Source organism: Pseudoalteromonas sp. DL2-H2.2 (genome assembly GCF_021532535.1).
Classification (GTDB): Bacteria; Pseudomonadota; Gammaproteobacteria; order Enterobacterales; family Alteromonadaceae; genus Pseudoalteromonas; species Pseudoalteromonas rubra_A.
In genome coordinates this window covers 173,187-190,147 of sequence record NZ_JAKGBD010000005.1, presented here as the reverse complement: position 1 = coordinate 190,147, position 16,961 = coordinate 173,187, and the positions used below count along the sequence as shown (strand labels likewise).

The window sequence follows — 16,961 nt, the reverse complement described above, 5'->3', positions numbered from 1 at the left end:
AACAGCGATTTTACCGATTGATGCTCATACTCAGTCTGCCTGGCTTTTTGCTGATCCTGGCCCTGTTGTTCGCGCAGCGCAGCAACATGCTGCAACTACAGGAGCAACAGGCCCTGATGTATGCCAATCAGGTTGCCACATTACAACATGCCGAAGTGGCCGCCACACAAACGTTGCTGCAACAACTGGCCTACCAGCCCGACAATTTGCAACACCATGATGGTCGCTGCCCACAACTGCTGTCCAATGCACAGCATCTGTCGCCCAGCTTTGCCAACTTTGGCCTGGCCACGCCTGATGGTAACGTCACTTGCTCTTTATCTAAGATATCGGGCCCTATCTCCATTGCCGATCGTCCCTACTTTCAGCAGGCAATTGACGAGGGTACTTTTAGTATTGGTGAATATCAGCATGACAGAAGTATCGACAGTGCCACGCTCAACTTTGCCCATCCGGTTTATCAGCATGGTCAGCTGGTGATGGTGATCATTGCCGTTAAACGCTTGTCACACTGGAGCCGTTCACTGTCCAGACTCACGCTGCCTCAGGGCACCCGCGTGATGATTGCCGATCACACCCGTGCGATTGTCGCCGAATACCCTTACAGTACCGAGCCTTTGGGCAGAGCTGTCAGCTCAGACTGGCCAGCGAGTCTGAGCGAGCAGGCGGTATTGCTTAATGATGCCAATGGTCACCACTATGTGTATATTCGCCTGCCCTTACTGGCCGCGCGCGGCGAGTTGAGCATCTATTTCGCTTTCCCATTTGAAGCGGCCTGGCAACAAACGCAGCGCCATTTCGCACTGGTTTTAGGCAGCTTTTTTATCTTGCTGTGCCTGCTGATCTGGCTGGCCCGTTATCGTCTCAACAAAACCCTGTTGCTACCCTTAACGCAATTCAGGCAAGCCATTGCGGCGCTGGCACAGGGACGCACACTGGATCTCACCCGCCACACCATGCCACAGGAGCTGGCCGTGCTGGGTGAACATTTTGAAAACATGGCCAAAGTGCGGCTGCAAACCGAGCAACAGTTAACCCATAAACACACTGAACTGCAAACCCTGCTGTCGGCACTGCCAGACAGCTACCTGCGCGTCGATTCTCAAGGGCAGGTGCTGGCTAAACACGGCAACCTGGTGCAACAAGGCAGCACGCTGAGCGAGCTATTTCCACACCATATTCATAAACGGATCCGGGTTGCACTGACACTCCTTAAAGAGCAGCCCCAGCTGCTGCTGGAATATACCCAGGGCGAGAATCAGCAGGGCTATGAAGTGCGTGTTCAGGGCATGAGCCACGGCGAAGAAGCCGTGATAGTGATCCGAGATATCAGCCATCGCAAGCGCCAGGAAGAAGCATTGAATCTGGCGGCGCTGGTATATAACAACTCCAGTGAGGGCATGGTCATTACCGATGCCCATGGCTATATCCTGGATGTTAACCTTGCATTTGTTGAAGTGACCGGGTTCAGTGCGCAGGAGGCCATTGGCAAAACCACCGCCATTCTCAACTCAGGCAAACACGACCGCGACTTTTACCGCCAGATGTGGCATGCACTCAACGACACCGGACGCTGGCAAGGCGAGATAGTTAACCAGCGCAAAAATGGTGAGCTGTATACCGAATGGCTGACCATAGATACGGTTTATGACGAGCAAGGGGCACCTTACCGCAGAGTGGCCATTTTTACGGACATTACCGACAATAAACGCAAAGATGAGCAACTTTGGCGACAAAGCCACTATGACTCACTGACCGATCTGCCTAACCGTACCAGCTTGAAAAAGCATCTCAACGCCTTGCTTGAGACACCAGGCACATCGCTGGCCATTCTGCTGCTGGATCTCGACCATTTTAAGGATATTAACGACACCTTAGGGCATTATTATGGCGATCAGCTGCTGGCCCAGGTTGCCAAAGCGCTGCAGTCTCTGGAACAACCCGGCCTGACGTTATCGCGGATCGGTGGCGATGAGTTTGTGATTATCTGCGAGCACTGCCGCACACAAGCGCACGCCATTTCGCTGGCGGAGCGTGTCCTGAAGGTATTTAAGCAGGACTTTATCCTCGAAGGGGAACACTGTCAGATAGGCGCCAGCATTGGCATTGCGCTCAGCCCCAGAGACGGTGATAGCAGCGAGCTGTTACTGAAGGCTGCCGATCAAGCCATGTACCAGGCAAAAAGCCTGGGCCGCAATGGGTATGCCTGCTTTGACTCGGCTCTGCGCCAGCAAAATGAACAGCGGCTTGTTATGCTAAGAGACATGCGCCAGGCATTAACCGACGCACAATTTGTGATGTACTATCAGCCGATAGTGACCATGAAAACCCGGCAGATCCACAAAGCCGAAGCCCTGATCCGCTGGCAGCACCCAGACAAGGGGATGATCAGCCCGGGCCACTTTATACCCCTTGCTGAGGAGACCCAGCTGATCCATCAACTGGGAGAGTTTGCCTTCCAGCAAACGCTGCAAACACTCAGACACCTGCAACAACGCAATGGTGCATTCCAGATCAGTCTGAACGTATCGCCGGTGCAGTTTAACGCCAAACACACCAGCCTGCTGAAGTGGCAAGAACAGCTCCACGACGCCAATTTGCACCCCGAAGACGTGGTCATTGAAATCACCGAAGGCCTGATGATGCAAGGAGAAGGCCGCAGTCAGGCACGCCTTGGTCAGCTCATCCAGCAAGGGTTTTCAATTGCGCTGGATGATTTTGGTACCGGTTACTCCTCCCTGGCTTATCTTAAGCAAATGGACACCGACTTTATCAAAATAGACAAACGCTTTGTTGATGGCATTGAACACAACGAAGACGACCTGGTACTGTGCGAAACCATGATCATGATGGCACATCAGCTGGGGCTTAAGGTCATTGCTGAGGGCATTGAAACCGCCACGCAGCATGAGCTGCTCAAACAAGCTGGCTGTGATTATGGTCAGGGGTATTTTTATGCCAAGCCTATGAGCCTGGCAGATTTAGAGACGTTGCTGTTAGACAAATCACAGCAACGATAAAGAGGCGCGACTATGACCCTCTTTAATGCGTATCCGCGAGAATTAATGGGGAAGGGATATGAGTATGCCTCGTGGCGTAACACAGCCTAAAGCATGGAGTTTTATTGACAGCAGATCCTGCAAAATTCAACCACTGCACGGGCTCTCATCCATCAAACATTGTGGACTGTTCTCCGTCATGAAGCACAGTCCACAACCTGACGATAGAGCGAAGCATCACACACCCGCTCTGTGACAGTAGTCAGTGACTGACTTATCTTTTAGTCATCTTGTCCGTTTCTAATTCCCTTAAGAAGGGGCCCATATACATCACTCAAAAGCGCATTATCAATAAAGTGGTCATAACCAATATTTCCACTCAGTTTATCCCCTTCTTTCTTCCAATATGCACTCGACAGTTTTTCACTCTTTTTATAAATCCCTTTTTCAATGAAGTAGGCAATCAAATAAGTGGCCTGAGCGGAGCCCGCTTTCCAGGCATCCACTAGATTCTTAAGCGCCAGCTTCCTGTTTCTCCTTTCAAATTTTCCCTGTAATAATACCAGCGCTCGAAGAACATGGTATCGATTCATCACCTGAGCACTACGCTCAGCGGTTTGGCGCAACAAGGCGACACCGGAATGCATCTGAAGCGCATTTTCTGCATGTACAATTAAAAACACGCCACCAAGCTCACCTCCCGAAGTCGAGCCATATGAAGACGCGAGCAGCCAAAACTCTATCGCAAGTTTAGAACGGCCCCTCTTATACAAACAACGTGCAACAGTATCTAGCTGGCTTACAAAAAGCGAATCGGCATAAGGCCTGGATAAATCTGGTTCTCTTTGCTTAACTCCCTCTTCAATGAACTTATCACACACCTCTTTTGTGGGTGTAAAAATATCCCCCTCGAAACTGGTTGCACTTGCAGCTTTCGATGTAACTACAAGGAATAAAAACAAAACAGCATAAATGAGTTTCATATCTCAATTCCTAATAACTTATCCAGTAAGCTCCTCCAGGGTCCCAAAACATATCAGTTATGCAGGCACAGTCGTACTATATCTAACGCAGACTTCGACAAGGACATCAAGGTGCACCATTCAGATACTGACTTTTAGCTGTTCTGCCTGAACTTCTTAAATTTTGATTGCAAATAGATGGAAAAAGGTAAGATAAGTATCGACTTAACAAACTGACCTGAGAACAAGTATATCCCGAAAAAACTCACCGAAATCAATATGCCGGCAATTTGGATGCCTTCAAAACTGCGCTGAATTAAGTTAAAGCGTGTAACATCCACAAACCAGAGTGTTGTACAAGAGACTAAGTACAGAAAGATAAAAACGTCTAACATCATTTCACCGCTTTTAGCTACCCGGCTCCCGCTTTCACTTTACAGAGCTTTACACAAAATAATAAAGTAAACATCAGCGCCATAAGCGCGATTGCTAGTTTGGTTCGTTCAACTTCCTTTTCTCCCTGCGCTTGAGATATCACATCCTCAAAGAAAACAATGTTCGATGCTCCCTGTAACCTCTCAAAATAAGAAAAGCGATATTGATTTCCAACTACAGGCCTGGAAAATTTTTCACAAGCTGCTTTGGACGTAAAGGTATATTCATCCCCTTCTATAAGAAATTCATGTATAAACTCTTTACCCTTCCCCCCAAAATATCTGCACTCATATTGCTGCAGCGTACCAGTGGCAGAAACAGGCTCTCTACTTTCTATAAAGCCCCAATATACAAACATAGCAATTGCCCCGAATGCCAGGCCTATCAGCGTTAATTTATCTTTTAAATACATTGCAAGCGGCCTTTGTCCTATTTCTCTATTAGCTGCCTTAGTGACGCCCCATACAAATCACTCACCTACCAGCCACCAGCCTCTGCGAGCATTACGAAAAGTGTGCAAGAAAATATAACAACCACGGCCAACCTAGTGTTTTTTATACAAGAGCGGTATAAAGCCAGTTTTTTGCTACTATCAAGCTCGAGGAATGATTGCTTGGATTTCCCCATTGCTTCTGAGTTAATCAAATAATAAAGCTCCATTGTGCCCTTTTCTATATCCAGCTCATCCCTCAGCTTGCTCACTAGGAAATAGCCCCTTATCGACATACCCATTACAAAAAAGAAAATTATAAAAAACACTAAAGCTACCAAACTTTAACTCCTGTACCACCTTTAACAAGCCCCCAGGGACTTTTAGTATAATTTAGATATAGTTTTAAAGTGGCATCCTCCTAGGATGCAAAACATAGCGTACAATCCGCACGCCAATTTTAGGTGACTGTCCATATAACTCTTACCTTCACGCGATACAGTCTAGTTTCGCCCCTTAAAGAACATTAAATACAAATTGAGAATAGTAAGTAGGAACCCTATACATCCCAGGATAAAGTGTTCCTCATTTTCACTCAAGAAACGTTCAGCAACAGAAAAACTTGTAAAAAACGCGCCAAGCTGAATCATGTAGATATAACGATAACTTTGAACCCTGTCGTAAAACTCAACAGCACTGTGGCAGACTGTTAAAATTACAGAAACCATAAAAAGAACACCCACATCAGTCATCTTTACTTGAATTCACTATGTACTCGAGATTTTACTGATTTGAGTACAAATCAGCTCAGGTCGCGCCTGATTGCTCTAAATCAAAGCAGAGTGAGGGGGCGTTTGCCTCTACGGTGAAACTAGCGTACTGAGAAAACCCTCGCCATAGGTTCTTAACGCTTTGTCTTTGGTATTCCAGCGCCATACTTCACTAGCACTAGCAGTGAAAGCATGCAATGCTGTTAGCTATAACAGTACTTTTTCATATTTGATCCGATCCTTAGAAATTACGAAATAACCTCAATGAATATTGTACCTGATATCAATAAAATAGAGTATTGCAGGAGAGGTTAAATCATGATTGCTACCTGAAAGTAGCTCATGACATCCAGACACTAGACAAACAAAAAAGGCCACAGTTTGGCTGTGGCCTAAATAAGATCGGCAGATCTTTTATGTTAGTTATTATGGATTATCCTTAAAAACCTGTCTTACTCAGCCTCTGCCAGGCCCAGCGCTTTAATCATCTTAGTGCCGATGTCGACATGGTGTTGCAGTGTTGAGAACTGCTCAGTGACACCCGCCGGACCAAACGCGTAGACAGGAACCGGTGCTGCTGTGTGCGTACCTGTGCCCCACACTACGTTTTGCTGTTTCGCCACGATACGGCCAACTTTGGCGGTATAGTCTTCAGTGCCGTACACATAGAAGTCAGAGAAGTCATCAAACTTAGGTAGCGGCACGTTGTCGCTATTGAAGCCTTTAAATTCATTCATGCGAGCGGCTTCGTCAATGCTGACCTCATACGGCGTGTACATTTTGATGGCATCTTGCCAGTCCTGATCCGTCGAGTTGCTGAAGTCATAGTCGCCATTTACATGGCCAATCACATCGTAGAAGGTGCCTTTTTGCGCGTACAGTGTATCCAGTATCTCAAGTCCGCCGAAATTGAACTTAGGCTTATACTGCTTACCCTGCATGCCGTCACCCGGCAGGTCAACACCTTCTGGCTTGTTGTGGCTTGAGTAGCTGAAGCCAAAGCTGCCTGTTTCGTGGTCAGCGGTTACAACAACCAAAGTATCGGTGCGCTCTTTTGCCCATTCGTGGACTGCTTCTACCGCTTCGTCAAATTTCAGTAGCTCATTGAGCATCCAGCCCGCGTCGTTCGCGTGACCTGCCCAGTCAATCTGACCACCTTCAATCATCAGGAAGAAACCGTCTTCATCTTTAGACAGAATATCCAGCGCTTTCAGTGTCATTTCTTTCAAAGAAGGTTGAGTACAGCTGTTATCCGCTTTACATGCTTTATAGGCAATCCCATCTGCCATACCAGAGTTGGCGAACAGACCCAGTAGTTTAGTCGCATCGGCATCAGCCAGCTGCGCTTTGTCAAATGCCAGTTCATAACCGTGTTTCTCTTTTGCTTCAACGACGACGTTACGGTCATCACCACGCTTAGATTTCTTGTAAACACTGGCTGGCATGCCCAGGTTGGCCAGCACTTCCTGCTCAGCCGTATCCTCTTTAATATCATCAGGAATGAATACACGCGCACCGCCAGAAAGCATGACATCGACCATGCCACTTTCAACCATTTCAACGGCAATTTCCGGCTCGTAAGAGCGGTGAGGCTGGTGTGCAGCAAAGGCAGCTGGCGTAGCATGAGTCAGGCGCGTGTCAGAGACCAGACCTGTCGCTTTGCCTGCTTTCTTAGCTTTCTCCAGAATGGTTTCAATCACATAACCCTGGTCATCCAGACCAATCATTTCAGAGCCTGCGGCTTTACCCGTTGCCAGCTGAGTTGCTGAACAGGCTGAGTCAACGACCAGCTTGCCATTTTCGCCATGCGGTGCGTTTAGTGATAAACCCAGATGACCACCGGCAGCAAGTTTAGACAGCGCGGTTTCATTGTTTTTATTGTTGTACGTAGAATTAGGTGCACGGCGTGCATACTCTTCAAGTAAACCGACCTGCTGTGCGCCCATGCCGTCACCAATCATCAGGATAACATTCTTCACCTGAGTAACAGGCTTAGGCGCAACTTCAACCTCCTTGACGACCTCAACTTCCTTAACAACTTCAACTTCTTTTACGACCTCTACCGTTTTGGTATCGTCATCGTTACATGCGGTCAATAAGACGGCAGATACCGCCACTGCTAATAGCTTTTTTTTCATTGTAGTGTTCCTAAAACGTAATCATCTGAGCCGCGGCACAGTTTAGGGACACTTGATGACTCTTTTATTTCAGCCGGGTTACACTTTGTGTTATTGCACTATTGTTTTTTCATCAAAAAAGCACCAGCCAGATGACCACTCACCCCAAAGATAAAGATACTCAGTAAGACTGTGGCTGCCGTGATCTTAGTGATCAGCAGGCTATGTGGCAGCTCAGAGCCCAGCAGCATCAGACTTAACACCACCGACGCCAGTCCTTTTGGCCCAAACCAGGCCAGCACCACTCGTTCATACCAATTTAGCCGGGTGCCCAGTAACAGTAAAATCACCGGAAAGAAGCGGAACACAGCCACTGCCAGCAGGGCATAGGCCCAAACCAGCCAGTCAAATGTTGTGAACAGCAGCACACTGGTGCTGATCCCGAAGATCACCCACAGAATATACGCCGCCAGCTCGGCAATCTGCTCACTTTCTTCGATGAGTTTGTCCTTCAGGGCGTCGCGAAAACCATAGTCAAACAACAAGCCACTGATAAACACCGCGATAAAGCCGCTGCCGCCAGCTAATTGCGTAACGGAAAACACCGCAATGGCAATCCCGATAAATAAAAACGGACTGCTCTTGGCGGCAAAAAAGTGATGACGATAAGTCAACTTTATCAGGTAAATGGCAGCAACAGTTAACACCAATGCAACAATCAGTGCAAGGCCGACCTCCCGCAAAAAAAGCGCCCCCAGAGAGCGCTGCGCAGGCTGTTGGGTATACAGGCTGCAGCTGAGTAAAAACAGAAAAACCGGCACACATAAACCATCGTTCAGGCCACTTTCCACATTAATGGCCTCGCGAAGCTTAGCCGGTACCTGCTTTTGCTGAATAAAGCTCTGACATAAGGCCGCATCGGTGGGTGTCAGCATAATCGCCAGAATAAAACAGCTCAGCCAGGGCAAAGCCAACAGCGCATGTGCCCCAAGAGCTGCAAACCCCATGGTTAAGGGCAGCGCAAGTAACAGTAACAACGGCAGTTGATAGGAGTGCAGCAGCACTCTGAGACGGGTTTTTGCCGCATCAGAGAACAAAAAAATGGCCAGGATCAATTCTACCAGCGGCAAAAACTCGCGCAGCGTCTCCAACCTTAGCGCCAGTGAATCCTGAAAATACCAGCCCAGAGCACATCCAAACAGCACAAACCACATCGGCCCGGTAAATTCCGCCCGCTGCAGCTGACGAATGGCAATAGAATATAAAAAAATGGCAAGCCCAAGCCAGGCCAGCACCAAATAGATTTTTTCCACTTAACGCCTCCTTGGCTAAGTTAAATAAAGACCGCTTTATACTACGCTTGCAGTATTAACAGAGCAAAGGAAATACCCGGATAGCTTGCAGTTGTCTTCGGGATAACAACCCAGAGCGCAAGCCGATGCGATACGGCACATGAAAAAGCTGCGATTAGCCCAGCTTATGCTGTTTTCTTGTGGTTAATTTTTGCTAGAATGGCGACAAATTTTTTTGGAGAACCGTCAATGGCAATGTATGTAGTGGGACACAAGATCCCAGACTCAGATTCAATTTGTGGTGCAATTGCACTGGCTTACCTGAAGAACCAGATCGGTGAAGAAGCAATTCCAACACGTTTGGGCGATGTTTCTCCCGAGACCCAGTTTATTCTGGAGCGCTTTGGCTTTGAAGCCCCGGAGCTCAAGCTTAGCTATGCCGGTGAAGAAGTCTATATCGTTGACCATACAGAGAAAACACAAGCGCCAGACGACATCGACGAAGCCACTGTTGTTGGCGTGGTTGACCACCACAAACTGGGCGACCTGACTACCTCAACGCCGCTTGAGTGTTGGATCCGTCCGGTAGGGTGTAGCAATACCATCATCAAAATGATGTACGATTTTTACGGTGTAGAAATCCCACAAGGGATTGCAGGCCTGATGATGTGCGCCATCCTGAGCGATACGGTGATCTTCAAATCACCAACTTGCACCACAGCAGACATTAAATGTGTAGAAGCGCTGGCTGAAATTGCAGGCATCGAAGACTTTAAAGCGCTGGGCATGGAAATGTTCAAAGTCAAATCCGCGGTTGAAGGCACACCGGCACGCGACCTGGTAATGCGTGACTTTAAAGACTTCAACATGAACGGCAATCTGGTTGGTATCGGCCAGCTGGAAGTGATCGACCTGTCTGTATTCGACGACATCAAAGCCGACTTGGAAGCCGACATTGCTAAGCTGAAAGAAGAAGGTGGTCGCCACTCAGTGTTGCTGCTGCTCACCGACATCATGCAAGAAGGCTCACAAATGCTGATCGCTTCTGACGACGAGAGCATTGTCGCAAAAGCCTATCAGGTTACCCCTGAAAATAGCCGAGTATGGCTGGATGGCGTACTAAGCCGTAAAAAGCAGGTTGTTCCGCCACTGCAAGATGCATTCGCATAAACCTGGCTGATAAACTTCAAAAAAAGCCCTGATCCTGTCAGGGCTTTTTTGTTTTTAGCTGCTCTGCAAGGCAGACGATACACTGCCTTTTGTACTGCCGCGTCTACCCTGATACTGGTAAACAAAAATGGCACACATGATGATGCCCAGGCTAACCGGGAGCCGCGCGTCAAATACCTGATCGCTGATGAGATAAGATAATAGCACCCCCACGGTTGGCACCAGATAATTACTGAATGAGGCAAAAGCCGGCCCTTTGCTCATGATCAGCTGCATAAACAAGATATACACGACTCCACCACAGAACACCCCGAGGTAACTACTGGCGAGTACTGCTTCTAGTTTGATCTGTGCCACATCCAGTGGCGAAAATAACACAGCCAGGGGCAGTAACTGCACAGCAGAAATCGCAATCACATCACGGGCCACAACCACAGGGTGCAGATGTGCAAGCTTTCTGACCAGGATTAGACTCAGGGCAAAGCTCAGCGCCGCAATAAAAATTGCCGCAGCGCCCACAAACTGAGAGGTCGATTGCGTTTGCAGCTGGGGTAAAAATAAATACAACAAGCCGCCAAATCCAATCAGGCCACACACAACCCCTTTAACGCTGAACTCACTGTCTTTGAGCAATAAGGGGGCAAGTAAAATCGTCAGCAGAGGATTCATGCCAGTAATGACCGCGGCATGCGCAGCTGCCGTTGTTTGCTGCCCCCAGGCCACGAGCAGAAATGGTAAAGTGGCTTCCAGCAAGCCAATGACAATCAACAAACGCCAGTGTCCGGGTTCACGCTTTAAACCCAGAAAATAACAGGCAACAATCAGTACCAGCGCACCGATACCAGAACGCAACGCGGCTATCCACAGTGCCGGGATACTTTCCAGCGCAATGGCGTTGAAGATATACTGGGATCCCCATAGCAATCCGCACGCTATCAACATCATTATAGACTTCATCAAACACTCCTTTTATTGGTTGGAGTACCCAACCAGGCTTATTATATTCGAATAACAATCTTGCCCCGGACATGCTCCGTTTCTGAGCGAGCATGGGCTTGTGCGATTTGAGCAAAGGGCATTTCAACAATCTCGGGAAGTTTAATCGCGCCACTGTCAATTAAGGTGCCGATGTGTGCAAGCTGATCACCATCTGGCATGACCAATACCCGTTCATGGGCGAAGCGATATCGGCTGGGTAACGCGTGCGTCTTCAGCGTTGAAATGTACAGGCCGGATGCGTTTAGCGCATCATAAATCCCCGGCGTATCGTTATCGACAACATCAAACACCACATCAAACTGTCCCAACGCTTTCAGATAATCCGGGGTGCGATAGTCTGCCACCTGATCTGCGCCCAGCGCGCGCAGATAATCATGATTGGCGGCCGATGCAACCGCACTCACGCGCGCCCCCTGGCGCTTTGCAAATTGCACAGCAAAACTACCAACTCCGCCACTGGCACCATGGATCAGGACCTCTGTACCCGGCCCAATCTCTGCCAGCTGATGCATTGCCTGCCAGGCCGTAAGCGCAGTCAGCGGCACTGAGGCAGCCTCGGCAAAACTCAAAGAGCGCGGTTTTTTTGCCACCAGCGCGGCATTCACGCTGATGTATTGCGCATAAGCCCCGTCCCTGCTCAAATCGCCAAAGGCATAAACGGGGCTGCCAATCTGTAAGCCACTCACCTGCTTACCCATTTGCACGACCCTGCCAGCCACATCCCAGCCCAAGATCAAAGGCAATTGATGCAGCCCCTCTGCTGCTAACCAGCCCTCCCGCACTTTCCAGTCAACCGGATTAACACTGGTACAGACCACCTCAATTAAGACATCATCTTCAGCGACATGGGGTAATGGCACTTGCTCTTCAAGCAATACCTGCCGATTGCCATAGGTATGAATTCGAAGGGCCTGCATTGTTGTACTGTTCATTGTTTTTACTCCTGATTAGTTAGCGTGCTTTAACCCCTGCTATGCTAGTATCTTTACCCGGTTTTACACCTGTACAGGTGGTCAGGTCATGGCGCAAAGATGCTTGATAAGCCAGTTAAAGGGTCCTATTTGCGCCAAAGCAAACCAAACTAAAGAGGCGCCATACTCCCTCCTTTTTTCGCACTACTATATTGAGAGAAATTAGGCTTCAAAAATAAACACTTGACTAACCATGTCCCCATAATAATATCGTTACTCATAATGGAAAATAACTGTGCTTCATTGCTATGATTAACAAGGATAAGCTGTTCCAGACACTGGATTTTATTGACCACTGCGTAAAATCAGATAATGACCATCATTCAGTCCATCTGCTGTTTAATAAACTGGATAAAATTATTCCCATCAAAAGCGCCATTTTAGCCATTGATATACATGAGCAGTTTCAACTTACCAGTCCCTCGCAACTATTTACCTACAATTTAAATAGTGAGTGGCAACAACTCTACTTTCAGCGCAAGTTCTATCAACAAGATCCGGTCCTTAACGCAGCCTCACACAGCAGCCGGGTCATTGACTGGCAAAGCGCCTTTCAACTCTCACCTGCCAAACAGCCTTATTCCAGTGACTTTCAGCTGCTGTCTCAGAAATATGTGGGCAGTCACGGCCTGTCAGTTGTGGTCAATAATCACAGTGGCTCTACCTTGTTGTCGATTGCGACACAAGCTATGCCAGATCAAGATGGTGAACAGCTCCTCTCATATATTGCGCCACATTTTCATGAGTTATTTTCACGCGATGGTGAAAATACCCGACGCAAAATGGGAATGCCACAATTATCCGCTCGCGAGCTTGAAGTATTAAAATGGGCAAAGGAAGGCAAAGCCAACGGCGATATTGCGCAGATCCTCAGTATATCTGAGCGCACCATCAAGTTTCATTTATCGAATATATTTACCAAGCTCAATGTGATTAACCGTACTCAGGCCATCGCCAAAGCCATGCACTTTGGTATTATTCAGTAGCTTGAAATGCCCCCAGTAATAGCCCGGCCTCTTAGTCATAACCTCTGAATAAAACGCTAGTTTTTAGCACGATACCTGCCCGCGATCCGAACGATGAAGAAGCCGAACGATGAAGAAGCGACTATATTCGGCTGTGCAGATCTGTGGTCTCGCTGGGCATGTTGGCAAATAAGCGCGCATGATCATGTCATCATGCTCGGTTATGTCGCGACAGATATATGGATAAACGTTAAAACAGGGTAAGCACCATCTGCATAGTGTGATTAGACACCAAAAAAGCAGCTCAGACTTGGCAGAATGCTAAAACAGGCTAAACGCAGGCAATAAAAAACCCGGCCTGAGCCGGGTTTTTCGAATCTAAAAGCGAATTACTTGATTTTCGCTTCTTTGAAGATCACGTGCTTACGTACTTTAGGATCGTACTTTTTGATCTCCATTTTTTCAGGCATGTTACGCTTGTTCTTGTCGGTAGTGTAGAAATAACCAGTACCAGCAGTAGAAACTAGACGGATCTTATCACGCATGATTTAAGCTCCTTATACTTTTTCGCCGCGAGCACGGATATCAGTCAATACCGCGTCGATGCCTTTTTTATCGATGATACGCATACCTTTAGTAGTAGTGCGTAGAGTAACAAAGCGCTTTTCGCTTTCAACCCAGAAACGGTGTGTTTGCAGGTTAGGTAGGAAACGACGCTTAGTTGCGTTGCGCGCGTGTGAACGGTTGTTACCAACAACCGGGCGCTTACCTGTAACTTGACAGACTTTAGACATGTCTATATATCTCCAATAACTTCGCTCGAGCTTAACTTCCCCTTAGGCCTTCAAACTGCTTGCCCTGGGTAAAATCAAAGGGCGCTCTTTATACAGTATTTACAGGCAGAGTTCAAGGATCTGATGATATCCTAATCAGCTCATGGGTAAATTTGATAGCGGCCAATTATAATGATCCATGGCCGCTTAGGAAAGTAAAAACTGCATTTAAATTAAACTATTTTTAATTTATGCTAGGAAAGCGCCCTGAAACACGCCATATCTGGGCCAATCCCCTGCTACAACAGCCCCCTTTGGGCAAATGAAAGGCAACAACTCCCCGCCACAATTAAGTGATCAAGTACCTGAATATCTACCAATGCGAGGGCGCGCTGCAATTTATTGGTGATCAGCTTGTCTGCTTCACTGGGTTCAGCCACCCCCGAAGGATGGTTGTGGGCAAAGATCACGGCGGCCGCATTGTATTTTAGTGCCGCTTTTACCACTTCTCTGGGATACACACTGGCGGCATTAATAGTGCCCGAAAACAGCACCTCATCTCGGATCAGGCGATTCTGGTTATCTAAAAACAGCGCCATAAACACCTCATGGTGCAATCCCTTAAGCTGAATTTTTAGATAGTCACTGACCGCCTGAGGCGAGCCAAACTGCGCATCGCGCACCATGTCTTCCAGCAAATAGCGGCGGCTCAGCTCCAGTACCGCCTGTAACTGCACGTACTTGGCTTCACCCACCCCTTTGAACTGACAAAACTCGCCGCACGACACATTCATCAAAGCCTGTAACGAGCCACTTTGCTCAATCAGCGACTGAGCCAGCTCTATGGCATTCATACCTGCCACCCCGGTACGTAAAAAAATAGCCAGTAGTTCGGCATCACTGAGCGCACTGGCGCCACTGGTTAACAGGCGCTCTCTCGGGCGCTGCGCTTTGGGCATGGCCAATAGTTGCATGTTTGCATCCTCCTTGTGGGTATTCATCACTTCACTGTGATTCTCTGAGTGTAGTCACCGGGCAGAATAATTCAAAACCCGGGGTAGGCTATGCTATCTTAGCGCTAGTTTTTATTTGCAGGGGCCGAGCATGAGCCAAACACACAAGCGTATTCTTCTAGGGATCAGCGGTGGGATCGCCGCCTATAAATGTGCCGAACTGGTACGACGGTTAAAAGAGCAACATTGTGAAGTCAAAGTGGTGATGACTGAATCGGCTAAGCAATTTATTACCCCATTGACCATGCAGGCAGTATCGGGCGAGCCCGTTGCTGACTCTCTGCTCGACCCGGCTGCCGAAGCCGCCATGGGCCATATCGAGCTGGCAAAGTGGGCTGACCTGGTTTTAGTGGCTCCGGCCAGTAGCAATATCATCGCCAAGATGGCCGCAGGTATTGCCGACGATCTGCTTACTACCTTATTGCTGGCAACGCCGGCCAAAGTGGCCATAGCACCGGCCATGAATCAGCAAATGTATGCACACCCGGCAACTCAGGCCAACCTCAGCACACTGGCAAACCGAGAAGTGGCTGTCTGGGGACCCGGTCAGGGCGAGCAGGCTTGTGGCGATGTGGGTAAAGGCCGCATGTTGGAGCCGCATGAGCTGGTCGCGCTGGCACTGGATGCACTGACACCCGAAGCCCCGCTGCTGGCGGGTAAAACCGTCACTATCACTGCGGGCCCCACGCGCGAAGCACTCGATCCGGTGCGCTATATCAGTAACCACAGCTCAGGAAAAATGGGTTACGCACTGGCAGAAGCTGCGCTTGCATTGGGCGCTCATGTTCATTTGATCTCCGGCCCGGTCACGCTCACGCCACCACCAGGTTGTGAAGTACATGCGGTGAGCAGTGCGCTCGATATGCATCAGGCAGCCATGAAATTAGCGCCTAATTCAGATGTGTTCATAGGCTGCGCGGCCGTGGCGGATTACCGCGCCGCAGACATCGCCGAACAAAAAATCAAAAAGCAGGGCGATGAGATGACCCTGACGCTGGTGAAAAACCCGGATATCATCGCCGACGTTGCCGCACTGACCGCGCAGCGCCCTTACACAGTGGGGTTTGCCGCTGAAACCCAGGATGTCGCGCAATATGCGCAAGGCAAATTGAAAAACAAAGGGTTAGATATGATCTGCGCCAACGATGTCAGTCAGGCTGGGATAGGCTTTAATGCTAATGATAACGCGCTGACCCTATTTTGGGACAATGCGCAACAATCTTTACCCCTGGCAAGCAAGTCAGAGTTAGCGCTTACTGTCGTTAAAGCAATTGCCGGTAAACTTAATTAAGTTCATGTTAAAAGACTGGAAAGAAGCTGAATAAAGCATTAACATGGCCAAATAATTGAGTTTTGGGCTCCGCAGTTAGTCGTTCAGGTGAGCATAACGACCAGCCAGTATGGAGCCCACTCCTACTAAAATAATGATAATGATAAAGGAAACCTCATGCCAGCGACTAAACGCAGTAATCGCAAAGAGCAAATACTTCAATCCCTTGCGCAGATGCTTGAAACCAGTCCAGGGCAGCGTATTACCACCGCCAAGCTGGCAACTGAAGTAGGCGTCTCTGAAGCCGCACTGTATCGCCACTTTCCCAGTAAGGCACGGATGTTCGAAGGCCTGATTGAGTTTATAGAAGATACCTTGCTGTCGCGCATCAATTTGATCCTGGAAAACGAAAAAGAAACGCAAAGCCGTATCTACAATATTCTGATGCTGTTACTGACCTTCTCGGAAAAGAATCCAGGGATCACCCGCATCCTGACCGGTGATGCACTACAGGGTGAGCAGGAGCGACTGCGCGAGCGTGTACAGGGTCTGTTTGAGAAACTCGAAACCCAGTTTAAACAAGTGCTGCGAGAGCGCAAACTGCGTGAAGGTAAGACCTTTGCCAGTGATGAAGCCGCTTTAGCAAACTTTTTCCTCGCGTATGTTGAAGGTAAAATGAACCAGTTTGTACGCAGCGACTTTAAAGCCAAGCCGGCGGCCAACTTCGCCAGCCACTGGCAAGAGCTACAGCGTATCTGGCTGGCCTAGCAACAAGCAGGCGGACCCGCTCCGCCT

15 protein-coding genes are annotated in these 16,961 nt (G+C 48.5%); 5 read left to right on the top strand and 10 right to left on the bottom strand.

The annotated features are described in order from the left end of the window. Positions 1 to 20 precede the first annotated feature (20 nt). A complete protein-coding gene (locus L1285_RS10730) occupies positions 21 to 3,020 on the top strand; it encodes a bifunctional diguanylate cyclase/phosphodiesterase (RefSeq protein WP_235412324.1) in 3,000 nt (999 codons plus the stop codon). Between the two features lie 260 nt (positions 3,021 to 3,280). Here the strand turns inward: L1285_RS10730 and L1285_RS10725 are convergent, their stop codons facing one another. From L1285_RS10725 to L1285_RS10705, 5 genes are all read right to left on the bottom strand, one after another. Then, positions 3,281 to 3,982 (bottom strand): hypothetical protein, encoded by a 702-nt coding sequence (locus L1285_RS10725; protein ID WP_235412323.1) that lies wholly within the window; start codon positions 3,980 to 3,982, stop codon positions 3,281 to 3,283. 391 nt (positions 3,983 to 4,373) lie between these two features. Next, positions 4,374 to 4,808 carry a hypothetical protein gene (locus L1285_RS10720; protein ID WP_235412322.1) on the bottom strand — a complete coding sequence of 145 codons (435 nt, stop codon included), beginning with the start codon at positions 4,806 to 4,808 and terminating at the stop codon, positions 4,374 to 4,376. Between the two features lie 65 nt (positions 4,809 to 4,873). After that, positions 4,874 to 5,167 carry a hypothetical protein gene (locus L1285_RS10715; RefSeq protein ID WP_235412321.1) on the bottom strand — a complete coding sequence of 98 codons (294 nt, stop codon included), beginning with the start codon at positions 5,165 to 5,167 and terminating at the stop codon, positions 4,874 to 4,876. Positions 5,168 to 6,048: 881 nt separating this feature from the next. Beyond that, positions 6,049 to 7,734, bottom strand: a complete 1,686-nt coding sequence (locus L1285_RS10710) for an alkaline phosphatase (RefSeq protein ID WP_235412320.1) — start codon at positions 7,732 to 7,734, stop codon at positions 6,049 to 6,051. A gap of 98 nt (positions 7,735 to 7,832) precedes the next feature. Continuing rightward, the gene (locus L1285_RS10705) at positions 7,833 to 9,026 is read right to left on the bottom strand and encodes a cation:proton antiporter domain-containing protein (RefSeq protein WP_235412319.1); all 1,194 of its coding nucleotides are present in this window, start codon (positions 9,024 to 9,026) and stop codon (positions 7,833 to 7,835) included. Positions 9,027 to 9,254: 228 nt separating this feature from the next. Between L1285_RS10705 and L1285_RS10700 the strand changes: the two genes are divergently transcribed. Further along, positions 9,255 to 10,175: a manganese-dependent inorganic pyrophosphatase gene (locus L1285_RS10700; RefSeq protein ID WP_125784319.1), complete on the top strand. Its 921-nt coding sequence runs from the start codon at positions 9,255 to 9,257 to the stop codon at positions 10,173 to 10,175. A 54-nt stretch (positions 10,176 to 10,229) separates the two neighbouring features. Here the strand turns inward: L1285_RS10700 and L1285_RS10695 are convergent, their stop codons facing one another. Continuing rightward, a complete protein-coding gene (locus L1285_RS10695) occupies positions 10,230 to 11,132 on the bottom strand; it encodes a DMT family transporter (RefSeq protein ID WP_235412318.1) in 903 nt (300 codons plus the stop codon). 41 nt (positions 11,133 to 11,173) lie between these two features. Beyond that, positions 11,174 to 12,106 (bottom strand): NADP-dependent oxidoreductase, encoded by a 933-nt coding sequence (locus L1285_RS10690; RefSeq protein WP_235412317.1) that lies wholly within the window; start codon positions 12,104 to 12,106, stop codon positions 11,174 to 11,176. A 287-nt stretch (positions 12,107 to 12,393) separates the two neighbouring features. Between L1285_RS10690 and L1285_RS10685 the strand changes: the two genes are divergently transcribed. Continuing rightward, a complete protein-coding gene (locus L1285_RS10685) occupies positions 12,394 to 13,131 on the top strand; it encodes a helix-turn-helix transcriptional regulator (protein WP_235412316.1) in 738 nt (245 codons plus the stop codon). A 368-nt stretch (positions 13,132 to 13,499) separates the two neighbouring features. Here the strand turns inward: L1285_RS10685 and rpmG are convergent, their stop codons facing one another. From rpmG to radC, 3 genes are all read right to left on the bottom strand, one after another. Next, the gene (gene rpmG, locus L1285_RS10680; RefSeq protein ID WP_005493124.1) at positions 13,500 to 13,655 is read right to left on the bottom strand and encodes a 50S ribosomal protein L33; all 156 of its coding nucleotides are present in this window, start codon (positions 13,653 to 13,655) and stop codon (positions 13,500 to 13,502) included. Between the two features lie 12 nt (positions 13,656 to 13,667). Then, on the bottom strand, positions 13,668 to 13,904 hold the full coding sequence (gene rpmB, locus L1285_RS10675) for a 50S ribosomal protein L28 (protein WP_010383680.1): 237 nt from the start codon (positions 13,902 to 13,904) through the stop codon (positions 13,668 to 13,670). 278 nt (positions 13,905 to 14,182) lie between these two features. After that, the gene (gene radC / locus L1285_RS10670) at positions 14,183 to 14,857 is read right to left on the bottom strand and encodes a RadC family protein (RefSeq protein ID WP_235412315.1); all 675 of its coding nucleotides are present in this window, start codon (positions 14,855 to 14,857) and stop codon (positions 14,183 to 14,185) included. A 130-nt stretch (positions 14,858 to 14,987) separates the two neighbouring features. Between radC and coaBC the strand changes: the two genes are divergently transcribed. Both coaBC and slmA read left to right on the top strand, forming a co-directional pair. Continuing rightward, positions 14,988 to 16,187, top strand: a complete 1,200-nt coding sequence (coaBC, locus tag L1285_RS10665) for a bifunctional phosphopantothenoylcysteine decarboxylase/phosphopantothenate--cysteine ligase CoaBC (RefSeq protein WP_046004820.1) — start codon at positions 14,988 to 14,990, stop codon at positions 16,185 to 16,187. A 156-nt stretch (positions 16,188 to 16,343) separates the two neighbouring features. Next, the gene (gene slmA, locus L1285_RS10660; RefSeq protein ID WP_010383685.1) at positions 16,344 to 16,934 is read left to right on the top strand and encodes a nucleoid occlusion factor SlmA; all 591 of its coding nucleotides are present in this window, start codon (positions 16,344 to 16,346) and stop codon (positions 16,932 to 16,934) included. Positions 16,935 to 16,961 lie beyond the last annotated feature (27 nt).

Excerpts from the sequence above, each read along its gene's own strand:
- L1285_RS10730 (WP_235412324.1), top strand. The coding sequence starts at position 21 with ATGCTCATACTCAGTCTGCCTGGCTTTTTGCTGATCCTGGCCCTGTTG.
- L1285_RS10725 (WP_235412323.1), bottom strand. The coding sequence starts at position 3,982 with ATGAAACTCATTTATGCTGTTTTGTTTTTATTCCTTGTAGTTACATCG.
- L1285_RS10720 (WP_235412322.1), bottom strand. The coding sequence starts at position 4,808 with ATGTATTTAAAAGATAAATTAACGCTGATAGGCCTGGCATTCGGGGCA.
- L1285_RS10710 (WP_235412320.1), bottom strand. The coding sequence starts at position 7,734 with ATGAAAAAAAAGCTATTAGCAGTGGCGGTATCTGCCGTCTTATTGACC.
- L1285_RS10700 (WP_125784319.1), top strand. The coding sequence starts at position 9,255 with ATGGCAATGTATGTAGTGGGACACAAGATCCCAGACTCAGATTCAATT.
- L1285_RS10695 (WP_235412318.1), bottom strand. The coding sequence starts at position 11,132 with ATGAAGTCTATAATGATGTTGATAGCGTGCGGATTGCTATGGGGATCC.
- L1285_RS10690 (WP_235412317.1), bottom strand. The coding sequence starts at position 12,106 with ATGAACAGTACAACAATGCAGGCCCTTCGAATTCATACCTATGGCAAT.
- L1285_RS10685 (WP_235412316.1), top strand. The coding sequence starts at position 12,394 with ATGATTAACAAGGATAAGCTGTTCCAGACACTGGATTTTATTGACCAC.
- rpmG (WP_005493124.1), bottom strand. The coding sequence starts at position 13,655 with ATGCGTGATAAGATCCGTCTAGTTTCTACTGCTGGTACTGGTTATTTC.
- rpmB (WP_010383680.1), bottom strand. The coding sequence starts at position 13,904 with ATGTCTAAAGTCTGTCAAGTTACAGGTAAGCGCCCGGTTGTTGGTAAC.
- radC (WP_235412315.1), bottom strand. The coding sequence starts at position 14,857 with ATGCAACTATTGGCCATGCCCAAAGCGCAGCGCCCGAGAGAGCGCCTG.
- coaBC (WP_046004820.1), top strand. The coding sequence starts at position 14,988 with ATGAGCCAAACACACAAGCGTATTCTTCTAGGGATCAGCGGTGGGATC.
- slmA (WP_010383685.1), top strand. The coding sequence starts at position 16,344 with ATGCCAGCGACTAAACGCAGTAATCGCAAAGAGCAAATACTTCAATCC.